A 23775-nucleotide genomic window follows, 5' to 3' on the forward strand; every position below is an offset into this window, starting at 1 on the left:
CCGTGTGCCGGGACGGATCGGCCACCTACGCCGAAGCAGTCCGCCGAGCCCTGCCCGACGCGGTCCAGATCAGCGACCGCTGGCACCTGTGGCACAACCTCGCCGAGGCCGTCCGCAAGGAGGTCTCCGCGCACAGCACCTGCTGGGCGAAAGCGGGCCCGCCCCCGGCCGAGGGGAGACAGGCCGCCACCACCCGCGAGCGCTGGCAGCAGATCCACACCCTGCGCGAGCGCGGAGTCGGACTTCTGGAGTGCGCACGGCGCCTCAACCTCGCCTTGAACACCGTCAAGCGCTATGACCGCGTCACCGAGCCCGAACGCCTCATCCGCGCCCCAAAGTACCGGCCCACCCTCGTGGATCCCTACCGCGACCACCTGCGCAAGCGCCGACTGGAGAACCCGACCGTCCCCGTCACTCATCTCCTCCAGGAGATCAGGGAACTGGGCTACACCGGCAGCTCGAACCTGCTCGTCCGCTACATCAACCAGGGCCGCGTCGAAGCCGACCGGCCCGCCCTCTCCCCCCGGCGCCTGGCCCGCTACCTGCTCACCCGGCCCGACCGCCTCAAGGACTACCAACGGGAACGTATCGAGGCCGCCCGCGGTACTTGCCACGAGATGACCGCTCTGGCCGACCTCATCCACCGCTTCGCCGTGCTGCTGGATCCCGCCGACGGCAATGCAGCCCGGTTGAGCACCTGGATCACCTCGGCCCAGGCCGAGGACCTGCCCCACCTGCATGCCTTCACCCGTGGCCTCGAGAAGGACCGCGCCGCAGTCGCCGCCGCCCTCACCCTGCCGCACCACAACGGCGGCACCGAAGGCGTGAACAACAAGACCAAGCTGATCAAGCGCCAGATGTACGGCCGCGCGAGCTTCCCCCTCCTCCGCCACCGCATCCTCCTGGGCTGACCACACCCTCCGTCACCACCGACTACGGAACAGACCCGATCGTTTGACAGACCCGCAGGAGCCGTAAAAGGTCTTGAAGAAGGCGGCCTGCGCATATTCGTTGTACAGACAGGCGTTGACGACCGAGCGAGTGTGTGGGTGGAGACGTTCACAGGACTGCGGGTTGGTCAGGCCAACCGGCTGCTGTGTGCAGTGCGGGAACGTGGTGGTGAGGAGGGGTGCCTCAGCATTGGCGATACCAGGCATGCAACGGCCTCCGCCCCTGCCGGTTCCATGGCATCCGGCATCCGCGGCTTCGCCGGGCCCGGCAGCAAGGGACTTGCGCGGTCCCGTCACCTGGGGTCTCGACGGCGCCCCGCTGTCCTTCAGGCAGACGAAGAACAGGCGCTCTCCTGCCGTGGGGTGCACTGGCCCTGTTCACGCGCCGGCGTAGCGCCACCGAGGCTGAACGTAGTTGAACCGAATGCGGTTCACGACCGTTGCCGGGTGTGAGGTCCACCAATCGTGGCCACGGCCTGAACCGTGGCCTGGGGCCGGGCCCTTCGGGAACGGCGGTCAGCGCCGGTAGCTGAATGTCTTCTACCGGCCGTCAGTAAGCCGGGACGCGCGGCGCCGACCCGGTTACCGTGTTCAATGGCTCAGGGATGGGAAGCAAGATGGCCGATGCGCCAGAGATGATTGGACAGGATTCCCCCGACGTCGGGCAGAGGGACCAGCCGTGGCGTTCCAGGATCCGCGGCATGATGGCAGGTGCAGCGTCCAGCTTCTCCAAGTTCATGGAAAAGCCAGGCGCAAAGAGAATGGTCGTCGGTGGCGCACTGCTGATTGCTGGCCTCGTCATGGCCTTCACCGGTGGCGGAATCGGCCTTGGCCTGATCGTAGGTGCGGCCACAGCGTACGTGGGCTATAAGCGCCACACAGCTTCACAGGTGACCGGACAGCAGAGCGGACAGGATAGCCAATTTCCTCCTCAGTCGGACGCCGGGAGAGACTCATTGGAATCGTTCGCACCACAGACTGCGCCACCAGACGCGGCGCAGAACCAGCGAGGGTCAATCCGAGGAACCCTGCTTTCTGATCAGCAGAATCAGGACGACCAGCGTGTACAGCAAGTGGCAGAGCGCGCGCGATCCGTGGAACCTGGCTATTCCCCACAGGCTGGCGTCCTGGGTGCTCTGCGCGCTCAGGAAGTAGCCGTCTCGTTCCACCGTCCGCTGTCTTCGCAGCGAGCCAGTGCTGCTGAAGCTCGATCCAGCAGTCCGGAAATTTCGCCGCCTGGGCTAGCCGTAACTACCGACACTATCCATCCTCTACCGGCGCCTATCATCGCGGGCAACTTTGCGCCGCCCGGGCAGGGTACGGAATGGTTGGGGGCCCCGGCCTCGTCGTCTTCTGCGCCACACCGCATGCCGTCTGCGCCTGGGCCGCGTAGAGCGGCACGGTGAGCGGCTCTTCGTGAGTGATAGCGAGCGGAGTGCCTCAGCCGCTACCATCAGCCGCCGGCCACGTCAATGGCATCCGGGTCCACTTCCACGCGGCGCCAGCGGCAACCTCTGCCCGCTTCGTCACCCAACGCACCAGTCTCACCATGCTCGGCGGGCCAAGCGCACCGCGGCTATGTGATCACATACCTGAGCTGGCCGGGTCCATTCTCTGACGATGCCGGCTTGTGAGCCATCTGGCCGCCGAAAGGAACACGATGCCCCTGCCGCACCTCCTCACGATTGATGAGCTCTTCGCACTTCCGCAGCGCACCCGGGCGTCCATCTCTCCGGACGGCACTCGCATCGCCTACCTCGCACCCTGGAAGGGCCGACTGAACGTGTGGGTGCAGGACCTCAACTCCGCAGCGGACGCATGCCGCGTCACCGCAGACGAGAACCGCAGTGTGCTGAACTACAGTTGGACGGACACCCCCCGCTGGCTGGTGTATCTGCAGGATGTCGGCGGGAACGAGAACTGGCATCTGTACCGGATCGACCTCGACGCTCCGGATACAACAGCGATTGATCTCACTCCGTTCCCTGCCGCGACGGTGCTGACCTTCTCATCGCAGGCGAGCCGCCCGGGCAAGATCGTGCTACAGGCGAACATCAAACAGGCCCAGCAGTTCGATCTCTATGAAGTAGACATCGCCAGCGGCGAGTTGAGGATGATGGCCGAGAACCCCGGTCACGTTTCCGGTTGGCTGGTTGCCGGGGATGGCGCCTTGTACACATCCAGGCTCACATCCGGCGGCGACATCGAACTCTCGCAGTGGGACAACGACACCCGCGTGCTCCGCCCCGTTGCCCTGTGGGATGGGTCCAGCTACCCCATGGGCGTCTTCCCCATGCAGTTGACGCCGGATGGGACCGCGGTGTGGGCCGGATCGAACAACGGCACGGACCGGACCCGACTGGTGCGGCTGGACTTGTCCACGGGGCACGAGACCGAAATCGACAGCCATCCGGAGTTCGACCTGGACACCCGGGCCGGGGTCCTCCCCCGGTATCCCTCGCCCCTCATCCTCGACCGGCGAACGGGAGACCTCATTGGTGCCCGCTATCTTCGGGAACGGCAGGTGATCCGCCCGCTCAACCCTCACTTCGCGGCCGTTCTCAAACAGCTCGAAGCATTGTCGAGCGGTGACGTCTCGGCCCTGTCGTCCGACGACAGCGGTCAACGGTGGGTGGTGAGCTTCGCCAACGACCGTGACCCCGGGGTCACGTACTTCTACGACCATTCCACCGGTGAGAGCCGACTGCTCTTCCGGCCGTACCCACATCTGCGTCCCGAGGCGCTGGCGCCCATGACCCCCGTCACGATCCAGGCACGTGACGGGATTGATCTGCCGTCATATCTGACCCTTCCGGTCGGAATCGAGCCCGCCGGACTGCCTCTGATCCTTATGATCCACGGCGGCCCCTGGACGCGCGACAGTTGGGGATACGATCCTGCCGTACAACTGTTTGCCAATCGCGGCTACGCAGTGCTGCAGGTCAACTTCCGCGGATCAACCGGGTTCGGCAAGGCCTTCCTCAAGGCAGCCATCGGCGAGTTCGCGGGCAAGATGCACGACGATCTCATCGATGCCGTGAACTGGGCAGTCGCCGAGGGATTCGCCGACCAGGACCGGGTCGCAGCCTTCGGGGGATCATACGGCGGCTACGCCGCGTTGGTCGGTCTCACCTTCACCCCGGACGTCTTCGCCGCAGCCGTCGACTACGTCGGCATCTCCAACCTGGCCAACTTCCTGCGCACCGTACCGCCCTACTCGAAGGCCCAGCTGACCAACAATTGGTATCTGTTCGTTGGCGACCCGGACGACCCCGCCCAAGAGGCGGATATGCTGGCCCGCTCACCGATCAGCCACCTCGACCACATTCGCGCGCCCTTGCTGGTTGTCCAGGGAGCCAATGACGTCCGGGTCGTCAAAGCGGAGTCCGACAACCTTGTCGAAGCCCTGCGTGCCCGCGGCGCCGAGGTCGAGTACCTCGTCTTCGACAACGAAGGACACATGTTCGTCAACTCGGAGAATCTCATCGCCATGTTCGGCGCGGCTGAACAGTTCCTCGCCCAACACCTGGGTTCTCGACAGTGAATTGCATCGGAACACACCACAAATCAAGACAAGAAGGACACCTCATCATGACCGGACCCGAGAAGGCCGCCTCCGCCACCGAGGAACCCATACACCTCACTGAGAGCAAGACGGCCCCGACGCTGCTCGACCGGATGGGCGGTACCACCGGTCTGGCCTACACCTATCTCCCCATCCTCGTCTTCGTCCTCACCAACTCTCTCTTCGGCCTGAGGGGAGCGATCGGGTCCGCCATCGCAGTCGCTGTGGGCCTGTGCGTACTGCGCCTGACGCGCAAGGAGCCGATCATGCCGGCCGTCTCGGGACTTTTCGGTGTCGCAGTCGCCTCCTACATCGCATATCAGACCGGCACGGCCAAGGGCTTCTTCCTCGTGGGAATCTGGGCCAGCCTTATCAAGGCCGGGATCATGCTCTTCTCCGTCATCATTCGCTGGCCACTCGTGGGCGTCCTGGTGAATCTCGTCAACAGCGGCGGACAATCCTGGCGAAGGGACAAGGCGACGCTCTTTGCCTACGACATCGCCACGCTGACCCTGTTCGCTGTCTTCGCCGCACGGTTCATCGTGCAGCAGTGGCTCTACGAGGCGTCTACTACCGGATGGCTCGCCTTCGCCAAGATCGCAATGGGCGTCCCCCTCTACGGCCTGGCCGCGATTGTGGGAATCTGGGCGGTCCGGCGCGCTACCAAGCGGCGCGAAGTCCTGGTCGGCAAACCGCAACCCACCGGCGCGATCTGACGGTGCCACGGCGCTCCAGGCCGGAAACTCCCACAGCGCGACCGTTGGCCGGCAAACAGGCCGCACAGAACCGGCCGCGCCGTGGCGTACCCGCCTCCCAGCTGCGCATGGTTCTGCCGGTACGGGCCGGTGCTGTCCGGACCGGCAGGGGCATACCCCCGTTACAAGGACAGCGGGGCGGAGCAGGCGTCAGGGGTAGTGCATACGCAGGGGCTGGGTCTGGGCAATTACAGCCCCGTCGCACGTTCACGAATGCGGGGCTGAGGCCGATCGCGCTGCCGGGCGACTCCAGGATTGTCCGCGCCGCAGAGGCGACATCTGCCGACACAAATCCGATGGGCCACGGCGTCGCAGGCCGAGATTCCACCTCATCATCGTCCGGCGCTCCTGCTCCTCCCCATCGGTTCTCCGCCGCGAAACTCCATGACAGCGCCTGGTCAACACAGCGTAGCGATCGCACCCAGGTGCTGAGCGACTCCGCGACCCGGAGGCGTCCTTCGTCTTCCCCCCTGGCAGCGGGCGTGCATGGCCAAGACGCGTGACGAATCTCGACAACCCGACCCCAGGGCACCTGGTCGTCTCCGGAAGCCCGGCGATGCCTATGGTCACCCAGTCACCATCGTCTCTGGACTGACTCCCCAGCCCCCGTGCAGGGTTCGACTCGGGCGCGGTGAACCGTTTGCCGGTTCGAACCGTCGAAGCAGGAAGTGACTGGACGGCCTGGTTTCTGGCGGAGGATCGCATGGAACATGCGTGCCAACACGACCACGGAGCAACGCGCGCAGGGGATCACAGCCCTGTACAAGCTACAGGAGGGCGGGCGCCCTCCCCTGGGATGTGCAGGCGCTGCGAAGAGCCGTGATTCTCCTGCTCCCCCGGGCCGTCGGCGGGGTGCACATCGACGCCCGCGTTCCACGGGAAAGCCGAAGAGGGCGTGCCGGGTATCCGTCTTGTCCCCAGGAGACCCGTCGGTGCCGCAGATGCCAGCAGCGTCACAACGAGGGGCTACATACGTCCGTGACACGGCGCCGATCGGCTGTCGCTCGAAGTCGACATGGGCTCAATCAGGGCCCTAAACGCCCGAAGAACACCTCCGGGTCCGTTGCCAGGTTTCTGATGCGAGTAGGCAGGGGACGCGTTCAGGATGCGGTCACTGTGGCCGTTCGCCGATCTTTGCTTCCCGGGAATCCCCCGCGCCCTCGTGACACACCGCCAGGAGCAGCGGCCCACGGGCGAGCAGGCCGCCCACCGCCGGCCGCCTGAGTCGATCAGCACGCACGGCTGCGCTCGGTACCAGCCGTCTAGCGCAGCCCACACATACTCGTTCCGCTGCAGCCCCGCAGACCCAAGGACAACCCAGGGCCGACGGGGCGAGCCACACGCTCCACTCAGCGGGTAACGCCGTACCGTTCTCCCGCGACCTGGTCGGCGAGGGGTTGCAGTTGAGCGAGTGCGGCATCGTCGAGGGTGAGGTCCAGCGAGGCGACGTTCTGTTCCAGCCAGCGGGTCCGCTTGGTCCCGGGGATGGGTACGATCGGCACACCCAGGCGGTCGGCTTGGGCGTACACCCAGGCCAGCGCGACCTGGGCGGGTGCCGCACCCGCCTGCTCGGCAACCTGGCGGACGGTGTCGGCGATGGCTTGGTTGGCGTCGGTCTGGATTCGCTCGTTGCTGCTGCGGAAGTCGGAGCTGTCCAGGCCGGTCCGGTCGACTGTGCCGGTGAGGAAGCCGCGGCCCAGTGGTGAGTACGGCACCAGGCCCACACCCAGTTCCGCCATCGTCGGGGTGACCGTCTCGACGTCCCGGGTCCACAGGGAGTACTCGCTCTGAACCGCTGTGATCGGGTGGACGGCGTGGGCACGGCGCAGTAGGTCGCCATCGACCTCGGAGAGCCCGAGGTAGCGGACCTTGCCCTCCTTCACGAGGTCGGCCATGGCTCCCACGGTCTCCTCGATCTCGGCGTTCTGCGGCGGACGGTGCAGGTAGTAGAGGTCGATCACCTCGACCCCGAGACGCAGCAGTGACGCCTCACACGAGCGCTTGACGTAGGGGGCGTCTCCGCGCAGGACACGGGCGTCGTCGCCGGCACTGCGGTCGATGCCGAACTTCGTGGCGATCTGGACCTGTTCACGGCGGTCGTGAATGGCGCGGCCGAGCAGCACTTCGTTGTGGCCGGCCCCGTACTGGTCGGCGGTATCCAGGAAGGTCACGCCCAGCTCGACAGCTCGGTGGATGGTCTCGATGGAGGTGTCCCAGTCGGTCGGACCGTAGTACTCGCTCATGCCCATGCAGCCCAGGCCCTGGGCGGACACGTCAAGGGCTCCCAGCATGGTCCTCTTCACAGCGGATGCACTTCCTCTCGTTCGGGTTGTCATGTCAAGCCCCGTCGGGCGTCCCGGCCGACTGCCGACCACGCTCACTAGGGCCAGTGGTGCCGAGATCGGCGGCCAGCGTGTCGAGGAGGCGCAGCGCCTCCTCGGCCGGTGTGTTCGGCTCCGCCCGGTAGACGACCAGTTGCTGACCAGGCGCGCTGTTCACGCGGAACGACTCGTAGGCGAGCGTGAATCCGCCCACCTGCGGGTGGCGGAAGGTCTTGGTTCCGTGCGTTTTGGCGCGCACGTCATGGCGCGCCCACAGTCGGCAGAATTCCCGGCTCTTCAGGGAGAGCTCGCCGACCAGGCTGGTCAATCGCGGGTCGTCCAGGTCGTGCCCTATGCCGGCCCGCAGCGCCGCCACCCCGTTTCTGGCCACTTCGTCCCAGTCGCCGTAGAAGTCGCGGGCGGTCGGGTCGAGGAACGTGAAGCGGATGAGATTGGTGTCCGGTTCCATCACCGAGAAGAGCGCTCGAGCCAGGTCACTGCCTGCCAGTACGTCCAGTCGGCGTCCGAGCACGAGCACCGGGGTGTGCTGCCAGGCGTCCAGCAACCGGAGCACGCCCGTGCCGGCCCGCTCCGTGCTGCGGGCACGAGCCGAGCGCCGCGGGCGGGAGGACCGGTGCACCAGACGGTGCAGATACACCAGCGCGTCGGCGTCCAACGCGAAGACTCGGCCTAGCGCATCGAGAACTTGGGCCGAGGGATTGTGCTCGCGACCCTGCTCCAGCCTGACGTAGTAGTCCGTGCTCACCCCGGCCAGCATCGCGACTTCCTCGCGGCGTAGTCCCGGTGTGCGGCGGTTGCCCCCGTGGAGCAGGCCCACCTGTTGTGGGGTGGTCACGCTCCTGCGGGCGCGGAGGAATTCCGCGAGGCTGCCGCCGCCCTGGCGTTGTCCGTCCATGTCTTGATGCTAGGAGCGTGCACGTGCCCGGACCACTCCGAAAAGGGGGTGTGTCACACCCCCCTTTCGGTCATCTGCCGCTCCGACGAGCTCGTGCGTGGTAAGCGGGGAGGCGTCGAGACCTTAGCTGGGTGTGGTGATCACACCTGCCGGGATCAGGTCCGCGGTCTGCTGGTGGGGCAGCAGATCTGCGACGGCTTGGACGGTGTCGCTGATGTGCGTTCTTCTTGAACTTTCGGTGCGGTGGTGTCACCACGTGCCCGCCGGTCTGGGCTCCCAGGCCCTGGTAGCCGGCATCGGCGAGGATCTCGGCTTCCGGCCGCCCTCCAGGAGCCTGGCCAGCCCCGACTGGCGGACCTGGCGATGTCCGCGCGTCCGCCGTGCTGAGCCGGGCTACGGAAGAGCATCCGGCCGTCACCATCCGTGACGACCATGGTCTTGACCGCGTCCTGCTTGCTCCTGCCGGAGATAGACCTCGGCGCCGTCGACGATGCCGGTCTTTCCACTGACGACGAGATGGTCGATGACCTCGGCGAAGGTCCGCCGCCGCACTCCGGTGCTGATGATGCAGCCTCACTCGGCGAGCAGGGTCGCGCCTCGCCGATAGCCCGGGTGATGGTGGAGCGGTCGACGCCGAACCAACTGGCCGGCACGTCATGCGCAGCGGCGTGACAGAGATGCACGGGCGTGGCCAGGGGACGGACGACGAACATCAGCTGGTGCTTCGCGTCGGCGCCCACCGCCCGCCTACGTGGCCGGGACGCGGGCTCGGCCTGGTGCCGTCCGTGCCACGGCAGGCATACCTCAGCGACGAGTTCAGCGATCACAGCAGTCGACAAGCCCGTGACCCTCCGGTCCCTGATGATCGCTGCACGAGACACGTTCCCCACGACATCACCATGATCGACGATCAAGAGTTCGATGTCTCGTGCACGAGCTCGGTAGACGGGTAGACGCAGCCTGGGTGCATCGCGTCCTGGTTGTGCGAAATTCACCTTCTTAGAGTCGCGGGTATGGAACATACAACCCAATCCCCTCGGCCGCGCCGGGCCGCTTTCGCCGCGGCCATTCCCCTTCTCGTCATACTCGGCGGAGTTCTCGCCGTGCAGACACGATTCAATGGTGAATTGGGCCGGGAACTCGACGACGGATTCCTGGCTGCCGCACTCATATTCTCGGTCGGCTTCGTCCTGGCCTCGCTGGGACTGCTCGCGAGCCACAAGGCGCGGCAAGGCTTCAAACGCGTGTACGGCGATGTGCGGGCGGGGCGTTTGCCATGGTGGGCACTGCTGGGAGGAGCAGTCGGTTCCGTGTTCGTGCTCGGTCAGGGCCTCGTGGCCAGCGTGGTGGGCACCGCGGTCTTCAGCATCGCCGCCATCGCCGGCCAGACTTTGGGGGGCCTCCTCGTCGACCGCCTGGGCATCGGCACTGGAGGAAAGCGGCCGATGGACCGCGGGCGGATCCTGGGCTCGCTCCTCGCCTTGGGGGCGGTGGCCTGGTCGGTGTCCTCTGACATTGGCGGGGACTTCCCGATGGCTGCGCTGATACTCCCGATTGTCGGCGGGCTGTGCCTCGGATGGCAGCAGGCCGTCAATGGGCGGGTCCGGTTGGCTGCGGAGTCTGCCCTGACAGCCACGGTGATCAATTTCTTCAGCGGCGCAATCGTCACGATCCTGGTCGCCGCGGTGCACATCACTGCTGTCGGCCACTTCCCGGCACTGCCCGGGCAGTGGTGGCTGTATGTGGGAGGCATGACCGCGGTCCTCTTCATCGCCGCGACCTCGGTCCTGGTACGGAAGACGGGCGTTCTACTGCTCGGCATTGGAACGACGGCGGGACAGCTCTTGGTCTCTCTTCTGCTGGATACGGTATTCCCGCAGTCCGGACGCACTGTCGGCTGGACCACGGTTGCCGGAACGCTGCTGGCCGTCGTAGCAGTCCTGGTCGTCTCCCTGTCCGGCGCCAACGGGGCGTCGGCCGTCAAGCCTCGCAGCCGGCCGGCCGCCGACTGATCGCCCGCAGTCATGGCCTCCTCGATTTCCCTCCCGATCCAACACTTTGGCGGCCCCGTGGCGATCTCCTGCCCGACCAGGCAGGAAGGTACGTCGGAGTGTCGGTCCTGCCCGCGGTAATCGCGAGCCCGACAGGTCGCCGGATGCCGAAGGCGTCTGTTCGAGAGCTACCCGCAAGCCACGGCGAGCCACGCAACCGCACCGCCCTTGCTGTCACTTAGTGGCATACTGTCACTTGAGGACACGATAGAACGGTGAGGGAGTGGCATGAAGACAGTGCCGGACGGCGGAAGGGGGATGAGTGCTCAGCGACGTGCGCGACTGCGGCTGGAGATCTCCAGGGAGGCGGCGCGCCTGTTCTGGGAACAGGGCGTGGCTGCTACCAGCGGCGACCAGATCGCGGAAGCCGTAGGCCTGTCCACCCGCACCATCTGGCGGCACTTCCGCAGCAAGGAGAGTTGTGCCGAGCCGATCATCGTGCAGGGCGTTGTCACCATGATGAGCGTGCTGCGCAGTTGGCCCCGGGAGTCCTCCCTCGAAGACCATCTGACCAGGGAACTGGCCAGACTCGGCCACGAGAGGCCACCTGTCGATATTGCCGACGAGATGCTTGCCATGAAGATGATCAAGCTCGCCGATACCGAGCCGCCGCTGCGCACGGCATGGTTGATGGCCTGTGACCAGGTGGAGCGCGAGATGTGTGTGATCATCGGCGACCGACTTCAGCGCTCGGCCGACGACCTGGCGGTACGCATGCACGCCGCGGCGACCGCCGCGGTCTTACGGGTGCTGGACGAGCACATCGGCGCCGCCTTGCTCGCCGACGCCGACACCACAGAATTCACCAATGTGACGGCCCTCTCCCGACACCTCTCCCACGCGATCCGCACAGCCACCAGTGGAGCGCTGGGCGACCCCGTCACCTGAGAGCCCAGCCTCACGCACCACGAAGCGAGATGTGCCTGACATGTCTGTCTGTATGCGTGCTGCTGCAAGCGAGGTCCCGCACCTCGTCGCCAGGAGTTCCTCCATGTCCTTCTCTCACCTCGCCGCAGCGAACCCGCAAGGGCGGCCGGCCACACTCGAGCGGTCCATCGACCTATCCGTCCGCCCCGACGCGGTTCGGTTCCCCGTGTCTTCGGCAGTTATAGCCTCAACGAGCGGGCCCACGGCGGCCCTCATCCCGGCCCCGTCGGTCTTAACGCCGATCACCCGCGGAAACGCCAGAAACGACGCGGCCGTCGTCAGGACCGACGCGCAGCCATGGACATCGCAACGGCCTTACGCCTCGCGCACCGGCCTCTATCCCGGCACCAGTGCTTCGCCGGCAGGATCCAGTGTCCATGCATCACACGGACCGCGGCGGTCCCCAGTACCTCACCGCCACATCCCTTGGCGGCTCCCGTGCCAGTCATGACCTCGATCCTCACGCCGCTGGACTCCGTGGCGGTGCCTGACGAGGGCTCTCTGCGCTTTTCAATCCTGGGACCGCTCAGGGCGTGGCGCGGAGACCGCGAACTGGATCTCGGCTCACCGCAGCAGAGAGTAGTGCTGGCCGCCTTGTTGCTGCGACGAGAGCGTACGGTGACGGTCGCCGAACTTGTCGACGCCGTATGGGGCGACGAGCCGCCCTCCACCGCCGTAGCCGTACTACGCACCTACGCGTCACGGCTGCGCAAGGTGCTGGAGCCGTGGCGTAGCGCCCGTGACCTTCCACAGGTGGTCGTCTCGGCGGGGGACGGATATATGGCTCGCGTCCCGGAACGCCTCCTGGATCTGAGCGTGTTCGAACGGCGGGTCGCCGAAGCCAAGGCGTTGCATGCCTCGGGTGATCTGCTGGCCGCCGCGGAGCTGCTGCGCACAGCGCTCGACGGGTGGGAAGGAACTCCGCTGGCCGGGCTGCCCGGCCCCATGGCCGAGGCGGAGCGCTCCCGGCTCATGGAGGAGCGGCTGACCACGCTGGAGGCCCGCCTGGACACTGAGGTCCAGCTTGGGTATCACCATGAACTGATCGCCGAGCTGGCCGCACTGACTGGCAAACACCCACTGCGTGAACAGCTGTGCCGACTGCTCATGCTGTCGCTGTACCGGTCCGGGCGGCAGGCCGAGGCGCTCGCGGCCTACCGTAGAACCCGGAGCACTCTGGTCAGCGAGCTCGGCATCGAACCGAGCTCGCCGCTACGGGAGCTGCACGACCGCATACTGGCAGCCGACACGTCGCTGGAGCCCTCCCCACCACAACGAGAGCCCGAGGCGTGGATCACCCCAGTAACCGAACTGGCGCCCCGCCCCGCCCAGCTTCCCGCCGATCTGTCCTCCTTCACCGGACGCCGAACCGAGCTGGCCCAGGCCCACGCCCTGTTGCCCGACGACGACAAGCAGCCCACCGTGATCAGCCTGATCGGCGGCATGGCGGGCATCGGCAAAACCGCTCTGGCCGTGCACTGGGCCCATCGGGTGGCGCACCGCTATCCCGACGGACAGCTGTACATCAACCTGCGCGGCTTCGACCCGGTCAAGTCCCCCTTGAAACCAAACGAAGCCATATGCACCTTCCTTGACGCGCTCGGCGTCGCTCCCCACCGCATCCCCACACGCCTTGACGGCCAGACAGCACTGCTGCGCAGCATGCTCACCCGAAGGCGGATGTTGATCCTCCTGGACAACGCTCGCGACACCGAGCAAGTCCGCCCCCTGCTGCCGGGATCCGCTGGTTGCCTAGTCATCGTTACGAGCCGCAACCAGCTCACGGGCCTGATCACCGGTGAAGGGGCTCATCCCATGACGCTGCACCCGATGACGCCCGCAGAGGCACGCAGCTTCCTTGCGCTCCGTATCGGCGCGGCACGGCTGGCGGCGGAACCTCAGGCAACGGATGAGATCATCACACGCTGTGCCCGACTGCCTTTGGCCCTGGCCATCGTCGCTGCCCGTGCCGCCACCCGCTCCGGGTTCCGCCTTGAAGACGTCGCCAGGGAACTGCACGACAGCGAGGACAGCCTCGACGCGTTCGCCGGAGGCGACACCGCGACAGATCTGCGCGCTGCCTTCACCTCGTCATACGACAGCCTGTCCATCCCGGCCATCCGACTGTTCCACCTGTTGGGTCTGCACCGCGGCCCCGACATCTCAGCGCCGGCCGCGGCAGCCCTCGCCGGGCTCCCTCTGCGAGAGACCCGCAGCCTGCTGGTAGAACTCACCCACGCACACCTGCTCACCGAGCATGCGGCAGGCCGCTATTCCCTGCACGACCTGCTGCGTGTCCACGCTGCCGAACGCGTCGCCACCGAGGAGACGGCGCAAGAGCGCGACCGGGCCCTAGAACGGCTCGCCTACTGGTACCTGCACAGCGCGGACACCACCCAGGCTCGCATGGCCCCCCACCACCACTGCGGCCCCCTGCAGACGCTGCCCCCCGACGTCCTCTCCGGCCTTCGCCCCTCGTAATGCTGCACTGAAACAGCATCCACCGCTCCTCACGACAGGTCGCAGACCGTGGGCAATCTGGGTACCTCGCATTGTCCTAGCGACCTGAACCCTCAGCCTGCGACCACCGTCATGTATGGAGCAGTCACAACAGACGATACAGAAGGCGAGAGATGAGGCCCCATGACCACCCCTGCAGGAGAAACCCTGCCCGATACACCGCCATACGCGCGGTCCCGCGCCTCCGCTACGGAATTGGCTGCCGGCCTGATCAAGGAGGAGCAGGCCTCTCAGGGAACAGGAGAAACCGACTGGAGGGAACTTTTTGCGGGACCTCCGACCTCCTCCGCCTCACTCCCCCCTACTCGCCTCGAACGTGTCCGGACAGCCACCTCGCGAATGATCCGCAGAATCACCAGCCTGGGGACGGGTCCGCGCGACGAACGGCGCAGCTACGCTCAGGTAGTCGATGGGCTGAGCCGCAAGAAACAGCGAGAGGTGGGATCTGCAGCATGGGCGCTTATCACAAAAGACCGACGACTCATGCAGCTCTACGACAGTGGAAAAATCCCTCACACTATGGAAAAGGTCGAACAGGCGGGAATCGTAGCACATACACAATACGCGATCGGCGGGGCAGCGGCACCCAAACTGCAATACGGATCTGTGCCCATTTCACACTCACAGTCTCAAGCAATACACGCGGTCTCCCCAGATCACACAGCATACAAGGACTCTTCCCCCTCTCCTCTGCCCTCCCAGGGGCATAACAGTCACCACACCAGTGCCCGCTCTCAACCCGGCGGTCAAGCGATTACGCCCTCCAACGACCTGGCTCCGTCCGTTCGTGAATTCCTCCCTTTTCCCGTGCGAGAGACTTCGGGGGGGTGGGCAGCGGAGGTGATGAGCTCGATGGATGACGTGATGCTTGCCGGTAACTCCACAGCAGAAGCCGCGCAGAAACGCGGAGCACAGCACTCCGCACCACATCAGGCACTCAGACAGGGCCCCCGGGCCAGGGGCCGTTGATTACGCCGGGGGTGCTACGCGGAGGGTTCAGGTGCTTACAGCCTCGCCGAGACGGCCGACGGCGACCGTACTCACGACGCTCGCCATGCGCTGGGACACGTCTCGCATGTCTTTCGGTGACCATCCAGCCACTAGGGCTCGCCCCAATTCTTCGTTGGCCAGTCTCAAGACCGCCGTCGCCACAGCAGCCAGTAGGCGTGTCTTGGTTTCGTCCACCGGACATCGCAGACGCTCGGCGACGACCAGGACCAATTGTTTCTCCACTCGGTAACACGTCATCAGCCACGCTGTGCGGACCGCTGGCTCCCGTTCGGCCAGGGTGATCATTTGTGTGGCACTCACAAAATCGGAGACTTCCCAGGGGTCGGGCTGGATTCGTTGCATCGCCGACAACTCCGCAGCGATGTGATCCTCTAGTGACACCTGACGCGGCCACCGGCGCAGCAAGGCGACGAACCACTCCACGCCTGCCTCCACAACAGGCTCTACGCAACTCCCCTTGTTGCGGAAGTGCCGCCAGATAGTCCGCGACGACAATCCGACCCGCTCGGCGATTTGCTCCCCGCTCGTGGCTGCAAAACCTTGCTGCCAAAAAAGCCGCGCCGCTTCTCTCGAAATCTCCAGGCGAATCTGACGGCGACGCCTCTCAGTCATTCCTCCGGCGGGCCGATTCATCTTTCACAAACCCTCATGTCAAAATCCTCATAGGAATCTTCACTACCATCCCTACGGGTGACGCGCAGCATCACCGGTAAAGGTAATGAGCGCCCTGCAGTGTCCACGTAGAGCGATCTTCCCGGCACGCTCAGTCTCGCTTTCGCGCGAGGTCTACTGTTCGACTGAACCCTTCACGAGGCTCTGTCCGTGGTGGCCTTCTGGACCACGACCGGCGGACGGCCCATGGGGCCGGGCGATCAGGTCCGAGTTCCGCGGTATCGCCCGACCGGCACAAGGAGTCCCGGATTGCATCCCTCACCCCCCGCACAGTCATCTCACGACTCCGAATTGGTGCCCGTGCGGGAACGAATCCAGGAGATAGACACCCTGCGCGGGTTCGCCCTGCTGGGCATCCTCCTGGTCAACATCCAGGTCATGGCGGGGCCGCACCTGGACGGCGGAGGGCAGCCCGTGATGTCACAGGTGGACGAAGCGGCGGGTTGGCTGGTCACGGCCCTGGTCAGCGCCAAGTTCTATCTGCTCTTCTCATTCTTGTTCGGCTACAGCTTCACACTGCAGCGGGCCTCGGCCGAACGCGCGGGCGGGCCCTTTGCCCCCTGTCACCTGCGTCGTCTTACGTGTCTGTTCCTCCTGGGGGCAGTCCACGGGGCCTTGCTGTTCTCCGGCGATGTCCTCATGACCTACGCCGTGTTGAGTCTGATTCTGTTCGCCGTCCGGGACATCTCGCCGCGCTCCGCGGTGTGGACGGCGGCCTGGCTTGTCCTCGGATGCGCAGCGTGTTTGCTGGCCTGGGGGCTGCTTGCCGTGGCCTACGGCAAGCTGGTGCCATCGCAGGAGGTCGCGGCCGTCCTCCAGGAGCGGGTGGCGGCCCACCGAGGTGATGCCGGCTCGGTCGTCCAGGCCCATCTGCGTTCTCTGCGTGACGGGCTGGGCTGGACCCTCCTCTACAGCGCCGACATGCTGGCGGCCTTCCTGGTGGGCATGGTCGCGGGCCGACGCGGGATTCTTGCCAAAAGCTCGCAGTACCGTGCCCAGATGGTGCGCATCGCTGTCGGCGGCCTGCCGATCGGCCTGGCCGGCGGTGTCGTCATGGCGATCTGCCGCAATGGGCCGCTGGACGGGCGCTGGCACAACGTCGGATCGGCGGTCGGTGTGCTCACCGCCCCGGCGCTGACCGCCGCATACGTCTGTGGGCTGCTGCTTCTGGTGCACACCGGCCCCGGACGCTGGGTGGGCGACGCGCTGGCTCCGGCCGGGCGCGTCGCTCTGACCAACTACCTTACCCAGTCGCTGGTGACGGCAGTGGTGTTCACCGGCTACGGGTTGGGATGGTACGGCCGCTTCGGGAACACCGTGCTGCTGTCTGGGTGTCTCTGCCTCTACGTGGCGCAACTGGTCTGTAGCAAGTGGCTGTTGCGCCACGCCCGCTATGGGCCGGCCGAGTGGTTGCTGCGCACTGCGACCTTCGCACATAGGCCATGACTTACCTGACGGGTGGCTTCTGGAGGGGCACCGCATCGCGCTGCCACCTGTGCACGCCGTCCGTGTCCCCGGACGACACGTGACCGGACCAGGCGCGGGTGGCTCGTTCGGTGATTGCCGCCGTCTCTGCTTTGGCCGCTGCAGAGATGGACGCCGCCCCGGGCTCTTTGTACCACGGGCGCAGACGGATGAGAGCGGGGCGCACGCCGGTGGCCAGAAGCAGCGCCGTGCCCTTGGGAAGAGCCCGGATACGGTCGGCCGGCAGCGTCGGATCCAGACGGTACGAGTAGGAGCGGGATGTGCCTTCCTTGCCCTTGTTGATCGTAGGTGTGCGTACATCGTGGTTGCCGACGAGCTTGGAGATCTTCTCCACGAAGTCGGCGTCGTCCAGACCCGCGCCGAGGAGTTTTATCGTCGCTGCGCTCCACATCGCGTCCATGCCTGCCTCACCCCACACGCGGCTCCCCTGACGGTAACTCTGCAACAGGGTGACGACGTTGATACCTCGGGACCCGAAGTGGCTGTACAGGTCGGGCAGGTCAGAGATGCGGCAGACGTTGGCCGCCTCATCGAGGACCGCGGTCATCGGTGGGTCCAGCCGCCCACCCATCCGCTCGGCGGCGACCACGCCCGCTCGCATCGTGGCGTCGGCGAGGCCCGCGATCACGCCTGCGGCCGATCCTCCGCCGTCCTTCGACAGAAGGTAGAGGGTGTCCCTGCCGAGCACGTGCTCGTGCGGCCTGAACTGCGGAACACGTGGGTCCTCTGTCACCCAGGCCACAATCTCGGGGTCGAGCAGACAGGCCACACACTGACGGGCCGTCTCATAGATGCCATCACGGGTTTCCACCGCACCCCGGACCGTGCCCTGCAACTGCTCCGCCATGGCGACCATGTTGACGTCCCGCAGCAGGTCGACGGGCGTGCGGTCAGCGGGGTCCGCGAGCCAGGCCAGCAAGTCCAGCACGGTGGCCTTGCCGCGCGCTGCGGCCAGGAACAACGCAGTGAGGGTGTTCTGTGCCGCTGAAATCCAGAAGTCCTTCTTCGACTGATCGTCGTTGACGGACGCCACGAAATGCCCAGCCAGTCGCCTCGCGCCCTCGATGGTGTGGCAGTCGGCGAGGATGTCCCACCACATCTCGCGCGGGGCGTGGGCGATGCCTTGAGGGTCGAACGTCCACACCCGGCCGGCCTTCTCGCGTTCGGCCCGGGTGACGGCGTACACGTCGGACTTGTTCGAGGTCAGCAGCACCGCGCCCTGGGCACGTAGTACCCGGGGGACGGCGATGCCGGTGGACTTCCCGGCGCGCGGGGCCATCAGGTCCAGTTCCACGTCCTCGTAGGAGGAGCGCAGTTCTGGGCCGTTCGGTTCGAGGTCGCCGAGGAGGTTGCCCGTCTCGTCGGGGTGAAGATTCTGCCGGCCCTTGAGGGAAGGGCGCAGATCACGGGCCCGTTCTGCGATGCCCTGTGGGCCCAGGGCGGCCAGTTCCCGCTGTCCTGCAAGGCCCTTGGGCCGGGCTGCGTAGCGCATCACCTTACGCACTGCCAGGACGCCGAGGGTGACGATGGTGCCGAAGAGCAGGGCGATACCGGCGCCCACAGCGACCGGTGATGCCTCCGGCCACAACGTTTCCGGACCGGTGCTCAGCAGGGTGGCGAACGTCGTCAAGGCGAACGGCGGAGGATGCCAGCCAGCCCCGGTGAGGGCTGCGCCGAGCGTCCCGCCCAGCCAGACGCACCCGAACACGGCCAGGCAGATGCCCGCCAGCAGTACGATCGCCCAGGGCAGCAGGTCGTTGCCGTGCATTCGGGCCTTGGCTGCGGCCGAGTTTCCACTCACGCGGTCCGCCCCCCGTCGATGCCCGAGTACTTGGTGAGGTCAAGGGCGGACAGCTGGTCGGTGGCGGGCTCGTTGGCCTGCCACCGCTTGTTCGTGTCATGCAGATGCCGCTCGGTATCAGTGATGGCGACCTTGATCGGGATTCCTGGCCGTCCACCGACCTTGATCAGGAAGCGGCCGCGGCCGGGCGGTTCCTCGCGGTCGCCGTAAGCGGCCCAGCCCGGCGGTGATGACCAGGAGGAGACCAGCTCGATCTCCCGGCGGGACAAGCCCACAACCTGGCCGAGCTCTTCCATCTCCTGGCGGGGCAGCCCCGCGCACACCACCATGCCCGCCCTCTCGACGAAGCCGCGGGCCTTGACCCGGTCTGCGTTGGTACCCAGCGCCTCGGCGTCCTTCAGGGTGTGTGTGATCTTGGCGTCGCCGAGGCCAAGGGAGCGGTTGAGCCGGGTAAGGGCGTCGATGCGGTCCACGATGCCGGAGGCGGCACGCAGCGGCCTCCACAACTCATCCAGCACGGTGAAGAACCAACGTCGCGGAGCGAGGCCGGCGTCCGCCAGGGCGTGCGAAGCAGCCACGGTGCCCAGCCCGTCCGACCACGCCGCCAGCATCGCCGCCGCGGTGAGCTGAGTGTCAGACTCACCGATCCGGGAGATGTCCACACAGACGGCGGGAGCATTGATGTTGATGCGGGTCGACGTTGCCGAGGCGAAGGTGTCTCCCAGCGGGCCGTCCAGGATGCCCAGCAACGAGCGGTGCAGAGGATCAACAGCGTTGCGGTAACGGGCTTCGTCCCCGCGGTCCAGGGTCACCGCCCGCACCCGGTCGGGGCCTTCGGCAAGGACCCGCACCAGGTCGGGCAGGAGCGGTGCCTGATCCGGTGGGGTGCGCTCGCGGAGATGATGCAGGGCCGCGGACAGCACTGACTGCTCGTGATCTTCCATGGGATGGTCGCGCACGATGGTGATGAGTGCGGCGACCATGTTGAGGACACGGCCATGGGTCTCTGAGGCCAGCACGCGCCCGGCCTCACCGCCGATGCGCCGGGCCGCGGTTCCCATGGCGCCGGGGTCCAGGACGTTGATGCCCCCCATGCCCCGTCCGATGGACAGGACCTGGCCGCCCAGAGCGCGCACGGTGTCGGCGTAGTCGGGCTTGAGATCGCCCAGGACCAACGGCACTACGCCGGTGGCGGCCAGACCGATAAGCATGCGGTTGACCAAGGTGGACTTGCCCAGACCAGGCATGCCGAGCATGAACAGAGACGGGTTGGAGATGTAGTGCGCGCGAGTGAACCACGACAGTGGGTCACCACACACAGTGGCTCCGGTGTACAGATGCTGCCCCAGCGGGACGCCGGTCATCGGCGCGCTCGATCCCGCCGCGAACGGCCACAGCCCGCAGGCCTGCACGGTGGTGGCGCGCCACATGGTCGGCGGGTCCAGGTTGGCGACCTCACCGCCGCCAGGGCCGGGCCAGCCACGAGGCGAAGGCATCTTCTCCCTGGACGGTACGGCCGCCCGCCTGCCGGTATTCCTCCTTTTGTTGCTCTTGGTCGCCGGGTTCGGCCCCTCGTCCCTGTAGATGATCTCGTCCAGCTCATCATCCGGATAGCCGACAGCGTCCTGACGCGGGTCACTGGGCCTGCTTGCTCCGCGTACGCCCTTAAATCTCACAGTGCTTCCTTCAATTCGCGCGGTACCAGCGTGTACTCCCACGGCAGAAGCCCGGCCGGCAGCGTGCAGCTGAAAGCCGCCGCCTGCATCCGGTCCGCCGGGCGCATCAACAGCCGCGCCCCAGCAAGCAGGTTGCGCACCGTCACGCTGGCGTCCTCCAGCTCCTCGGCAGTGTCGACCGTCACCGTGACCATCAAGGAGAACTCCACCAGGCCTGCCCCCGTGGCCTCCTCCACCGCTGTCTGCTCGGCGGCGCGCACCTCGGTAGCGGCACGTGCCTGGACCATGCCTCGGCGGGAGGTGGCCATGAACTGCGCGGCTCGCCGGTCGGCCTCAACGATGCGCGCTGAGGTCGCCGGGTCGATGGGGCGGTACAACAGCGCCACCCGCTTGCGGCGGGTGCCGGGCGCGTCCTCCAGCAGACCGCGTAGCACTTGGGCGCGCACAGTGCCACGGGGCGCGATGGTCAGCAGCCAGCTGCGCGACACCCCCGAGTCGTGGTGGTAGGCGTTGACCTTTTCGACGGTCGCCGCAGGACCGGCGTCGTCCCACTTCAGCCCGGTGCCCCCGTGGACCGCCCGGGCTTCGAGGATGTCCGACGCCACGGCCGGGTCGTAGGCCACCCGTAGGACTTCGGCGATACGTTCGGCCGACAGTGGCGTGGCAGGTCCGCCTCCCGCGTTCATTACTCCTGCCAGCAGGCCAGGAATACGGGCTGCCAGGTCGGTGACGATGTCGTCCGGCTTGCGCTTCTGACCAGTGGGTACCCCGTAGGTCAGCGTGATGTAGGTGTGCATCTCGGACGACGCGGCCGGATAGCGCTGCACTACCTCCTCCATCACGGCCCGCGCCGCAGGCGGGGCGTTGGCGTCGATGCGGGGCAGGACCTCGTTGGCCAGTCTCGTGCCCGTGTCCGGAGCGGTTTCCACGATCACGCTGGCTCCGCGCAGGGCGGGTTCGCCGGACAACCGAGCCAGCCAATGCCCCCAAGAAGCCACCCAGTTGTCGACCTGGTCGGTGTCGACGAGCGACCCGCCGTCGGGCTCGCAGCCGAGCACAATCGTGTAGAGATTGCGGCTGGAATGATGAAGGACACCGAAGGACTGGTCATACGCGTCCCTGCCTTCCAGGACCTTGACCCGGCTGAGCAGTCCGGGTGGCCGGAATTGGCCGCCCGGCCGGGGGGACAGCGGACCGGACAAATAGGTGGTTGCCCCTTTGGACTTGCGCTGGAGCCAGCCGATGTGCACGGCGAGCATCTGGTAGACGTTGCGTCCGTCCTGTGTCCGCACGGCCAGTGGCAGGAGCAGCAGTACTTGCAGGACGGCGAGGACGATCACGAGTTGCAGCGAGAACAGCGAGACGAGCAGGTCGAACACGATCGCACCGAAAACTGCGACCGTGCCGACGAGGCCCAGCGGTCCCAGTCCGGGCCGCCTGGGTCGGCGCCAGTTCCCGTATGTGGGGTCGACTGTGGCGGCTTCGGCAGCCATGGGCACACCTGTCCTTCCTCTGGTGGTTGTTGCTTTCCGTGGGCGGGGCGAGCACGTGACACATCAGGGCCGGTCGGATCGGATGGCCACGCGCGGCCCCTCGGCGCACGTCGGCACTCCGGTCATCCGAAGGGCGGTCAGTGACCGCCCGCGCCCTTGGCCCCGTCGGCGCCCTCGACCGCGCTCTGGGCGATGTCCACGGCCCCCTTGGCGGTCCTGGCCACCATCTGGGCGCCGAACACCGCCGCACTGACACCTCCGTCCCTGGCACCCGTGGCGGCTTGACTCCTGTGGTCCGAGGGCCCCCCGTCCCCCTGGGGGCTGCTCCCGCTCGCGCCTTGCGGCTCGCCGCCTGTGGAGCCGGGTACCGCACTGGGAGAAGCTGCCGGCCCACCGCCACGGGACCCGGCCGGGCCACCGTTGCCACCACCGCTCTGAGGGCTGCCGCCACTCGCGGAACCGGAGGGGCCACCGCTGTCCTCACCCTCGCTCGGGCGACCGACGGCCCTGCGCCTTAGGCGCTGGCCCATCATCGCGGGGACAGGCGCCGCCGTTGTTCCGGTACCGGACTGATCCGGCGTGGGTGCGTTGTCACCGGTTCCTCCGTGTCCTCCGCCACCGCCACCGGATGTGGAAGCCCCACCGGAGCCAGTACCGCCTCCCGCTCCGGACGCGCGACCGCCTCCGTCGGCGCCAGTGGCACTGCTGCCCGCACTGGCGCTGCCACTGGCCATGGCACCGGTCATCGCCTTGCCGCCGCCCGCGGCGACCGCACCGGTCGCTCCAGTGGCGATGCTGCTGGCGATGCCCATCGTGGTGCTTCCGACGGAGTCGCCGCCAAGAGCTTCAGTCGCCGGGACGATCACCCGCATCAGCGCCGGAAGGGCGATGGCCGACAGCAGCAGCACACCCATTCCCGCGATCTGCGTGTCAACCTTGTCGCCGCCCGCGGAGTTGATCATGACAGCGCCCGAGTACATGACCAGAGCAACCGTCGGCTTGTACAGCAGCCACGCGATCATCCATCCGAGGTGCTTCCGCCACCACGTGCCGCCCCAGTCCGTGACAGACGCCGCGGCAGCCAGGGGCAGCGTCCCCATGAGCATGATCATCACGCCGAGCCGAATGTACATGAGGATGACATGGATGATGCCGGCGATGATCAGCAGCGCTCCGATGATCAGCAGCAGCATGTTGGGGATCTCGTCGTTGCAGTCGATACCCGCGAGCAGCTCCTCAAGGGCCCGGCCGAACAGGAACCCGGAGTAGTCGTCCATGAGGACGGCGAATGTGCTGATCACGGTGCTAGCAGCCGCGCTGACTACGACGACGCGCACGACGCCTTTCAAGGCGGTCTGGCCCGCATCGGCTTTCCTGTCCAAGGCCATCTTGACGGCTGCGAAGAGGAGCGATCCGATCGAGAGGTAGATGACGAGCCATCGTATCTGACCGCTGATCACATTTGATGCGGCTACGTCATTCGACTTTACGTCACCATTTGATTCGAATATTTCGAGGGCGCCACTCACCGCTAGTTTGGCGACCATCCGGATCATCTCACCGATGGGGTCGTCGAACATCCCGAGGAAGTCGATACCACCTCCGCAACCGTTGCCTGCGGCTAGGTACATG

15 protein-coding genes and 1 pseudogene are annotated in these 23775 nt (G+C 66.5%); 8 read left to right on the top strand and 8 right to left on the bottom strand.

Features of this window, described 5'->3' with window-relative positions:
• The 3 genes from ACZ6IM_RS39305 to ACZ6IM_RS39315 form a co-directional block, all read left to right on the top strand.
• Positions 1-911, top strand: a 911-nt coding sequence (locus tag ACZ6IM_RS39305) for an ISL3 family transposase (RefSeq protein ID WP_469563766.1), incomplete at its 5' end; no start/stop codon positions are given.
• 1669 nt (positions 912-2580) lie between these two features.
• Entirely contained in the window at positions 2581-4494 is a 1914-nt protein-coding gene (locus tag ACZ6IM_RS39310) for a S9 family peptidase (protein ID WP_398918690.1), read from the top strand.
• Between the two features lie 47 nt (positions 4495-4541).
• Positions 4542-5231: a DUF3159 domain-containing protein gene (locus tag ACZ6IM_RS39315; protein WP_319214947.1), complete on the top strand. Its 690-nt coding sequence runs from the start codon at positions 4542-4544 to the stop codon at positions 5229-5231.
• Positions 5232-6619: 1388 nt separating this feature from the next.
• Here the strand turns inward: ACZ6IM_RS39315 and ACZ6IM_RS39320 are convergent.
• Together ACZ6IM_RS39320 and ACZ6IM_RS39325 are read right to left on the bottom strand one after the other, a co-directional pair.
• Positions 6620-7561, bottom strand: coding sequence for an aldo/keto reductase (locus ACZ6IM_RS39320; protein ID WP_319214946.1), 942 nt, complete (start codon positions 7559-7561; stop codon positions 6620-6622).
• Positions 7562-7607: 46 nt separating this feature from the next.
• Positions 7608-8507 (bottom strand): helix-turn-helix domain-containing protein, encoded by a 900-nt coding sequence (locus ACZ6IM_RS39325; RefSeq protein ID WP_052843202.1) that lies wholly within the window; start codon positions 8505-8507, stop codon positions 7608-7610.
• A 423-nt stretch (positions 8508-8930) separates the two neighbouring features.
• Here ACZ6IM_RS39325 and ACZ6IM_RS39330 point away from each other — a divergent pair, with 423 nt between their 5' ends.
• The 4 genes from ACZ6IM_RS39330 to ACZ6IM_RS39345 all read left to right on the top strand — a co-directional run bounded on the left by ACZ6IM_RS39330 (position 8931) and on the right by ACZ6IM_RS39345 (position 13966).
• A complete protein-coding gene (locus ACZ6IM_RS39330) occupies positions 8931-9179 on the top strand; it encodes a hypothetical protein (RefSeq protein WP_052843201.1) in 249 nt (82 codons plus the stop codon).
• A 341-nt stretch (positions 9180-9520) separates the two neighbouring features.
• Positions 9521-10519, top strand: coding sequence for a DMT family transporter (locus ACZ6IM_RS39335; protein WP_319214943.1), 999 nt, complete (start codon positions 9521-9523; stop codon positions 10517-10519).
• A 267-nt stretch (positions 10520-10786) separates the two neighbouring features.
• Positions 10787-11446, top strand: a complete 660-nt coding sequence (locus tag ACZ6IM_RS39340) for a TetR/AcrR family transcriptional regulator (protein ID WP_319214941.1) — start codon at positions 10787-10789, stop codon at positions 11444-11446.
• Positions 11447-11932: 486 nt separating this feature from the next.
• Positions 11933-13966 carry an AfsR/SARP family transcriptional regulator gene (locus ACZ6IM_RS39345; protein ID WP_319214939.1) on the top strand — a complete coding sequence of 678 codons (2034 nt, stop codon included), beginning with the start codon at positions 11933-11935 and terminating at the stop codon, positions 13964-13966.
• Between the two features lie 1035 nt (positions 13967-15001).
• On the opposite strand, the gene ACZ6IM_RS39350 is transcribed toward ACZ6IM_RS39345, so the two are convergent.
• Both ACZ6IM_RS39350 and ACZ6IM_RS39355 read right to left on the bottom strand, forming a co-directional pair.
• Positions 15002-15439 (bottom strand): hypothetical protein, encoded by a 438-nt coding sequence (locus tag ACZ6IM_RS39350; RefSeq protein ID WP_319214937.1) that lies wholly within the window; start codon positions 15437-15439, stop codon positions 15002-15004.
• Positions 15440-15469: 30 nt separating this feature from the next.
• Positions 15470-15649, bottom strand: a pseudogene (locus ACZ6IM_RS39355) (helix-turn-helix domain-containing protein); the annotation flags it as partial.
• A 339-nt stretch (positions 15650-15988) separates the two neighbouring features.
• On the opposite strand from ACZ6IM_RS39355, the gene ACZ6IM_RS39360 reads away from it, so the two are divergent.
• On the top strand, positions 15989-17134 hold the full coding sequence (locus ACZ6IM_RS39360; RefSeq protein ID WP_319214935.1) for a DUF418 domain-containing protein: 1146 nt from the start codon (positions 15989-15991) through the stop codon (positions 17132-17134).
• 1 nt (position 17135) lies between these two features.
• Here ACZ6IM_RS39360 and ACZ6IM_RS39365 read toward each other — a convergent pair whose 3' ends face one another.
• From ACZ6IM_RS39365 to ACZ6IM_RS39380, 4 genes are all read right to left on the bottom strand, one after another.
• Positions 17136-18941, bottom strand: a complete 1806-nt coding sequence (locus tag ACZ6IM_RS39365; protein ID WP_319214933.1) for a type IV secretory system conjugative DNA transfer family protein — start codon at positions 18939-18941, stop codon at positions 17136-17138.
• A gap of 29 nt (positions 18942-18970) precedes the next feature.
• The gene (locus tag ACZ6IM_RS39370) at positions 18971-20470 is read right to left on the bottom strand and encodes an ATP/GTP-binding protein (protein WP_319214961.1); all 1500 of its coding nucleotides are present in this window, start codon (positions 20468-20470) and stop codon (positions 18971-18973) included.
• A gap of 176 nt (positions 20471-20646) precedes the next feature.
• Positions 20647-22143, bottom strand: a complete 1497-nt coding sequence (locus ACZ6IM_RS39375; protein WP_469563775.1) for an SCO6880 family protein — start codon at positions 22141-22143, stop codon at positions 20647-20649.
• A 137-nt stretch (positions 22144-22280) separates the two neighbouring features.
• A complete protein-coding gene (locus tag ACZ6IM_RS39380; protein ID WP_052843194.1) occupies positions 22281-23774 on the bottom strand; it encodes a hypothetical protein in 1494 nt (497 codons plus the stop codon).
• Between the last annotated feature and the right edge of the window lies 1 nt (position 23775).

The organism is Streptomyces sp. NPDC042336, assembly GCF_055581985.1.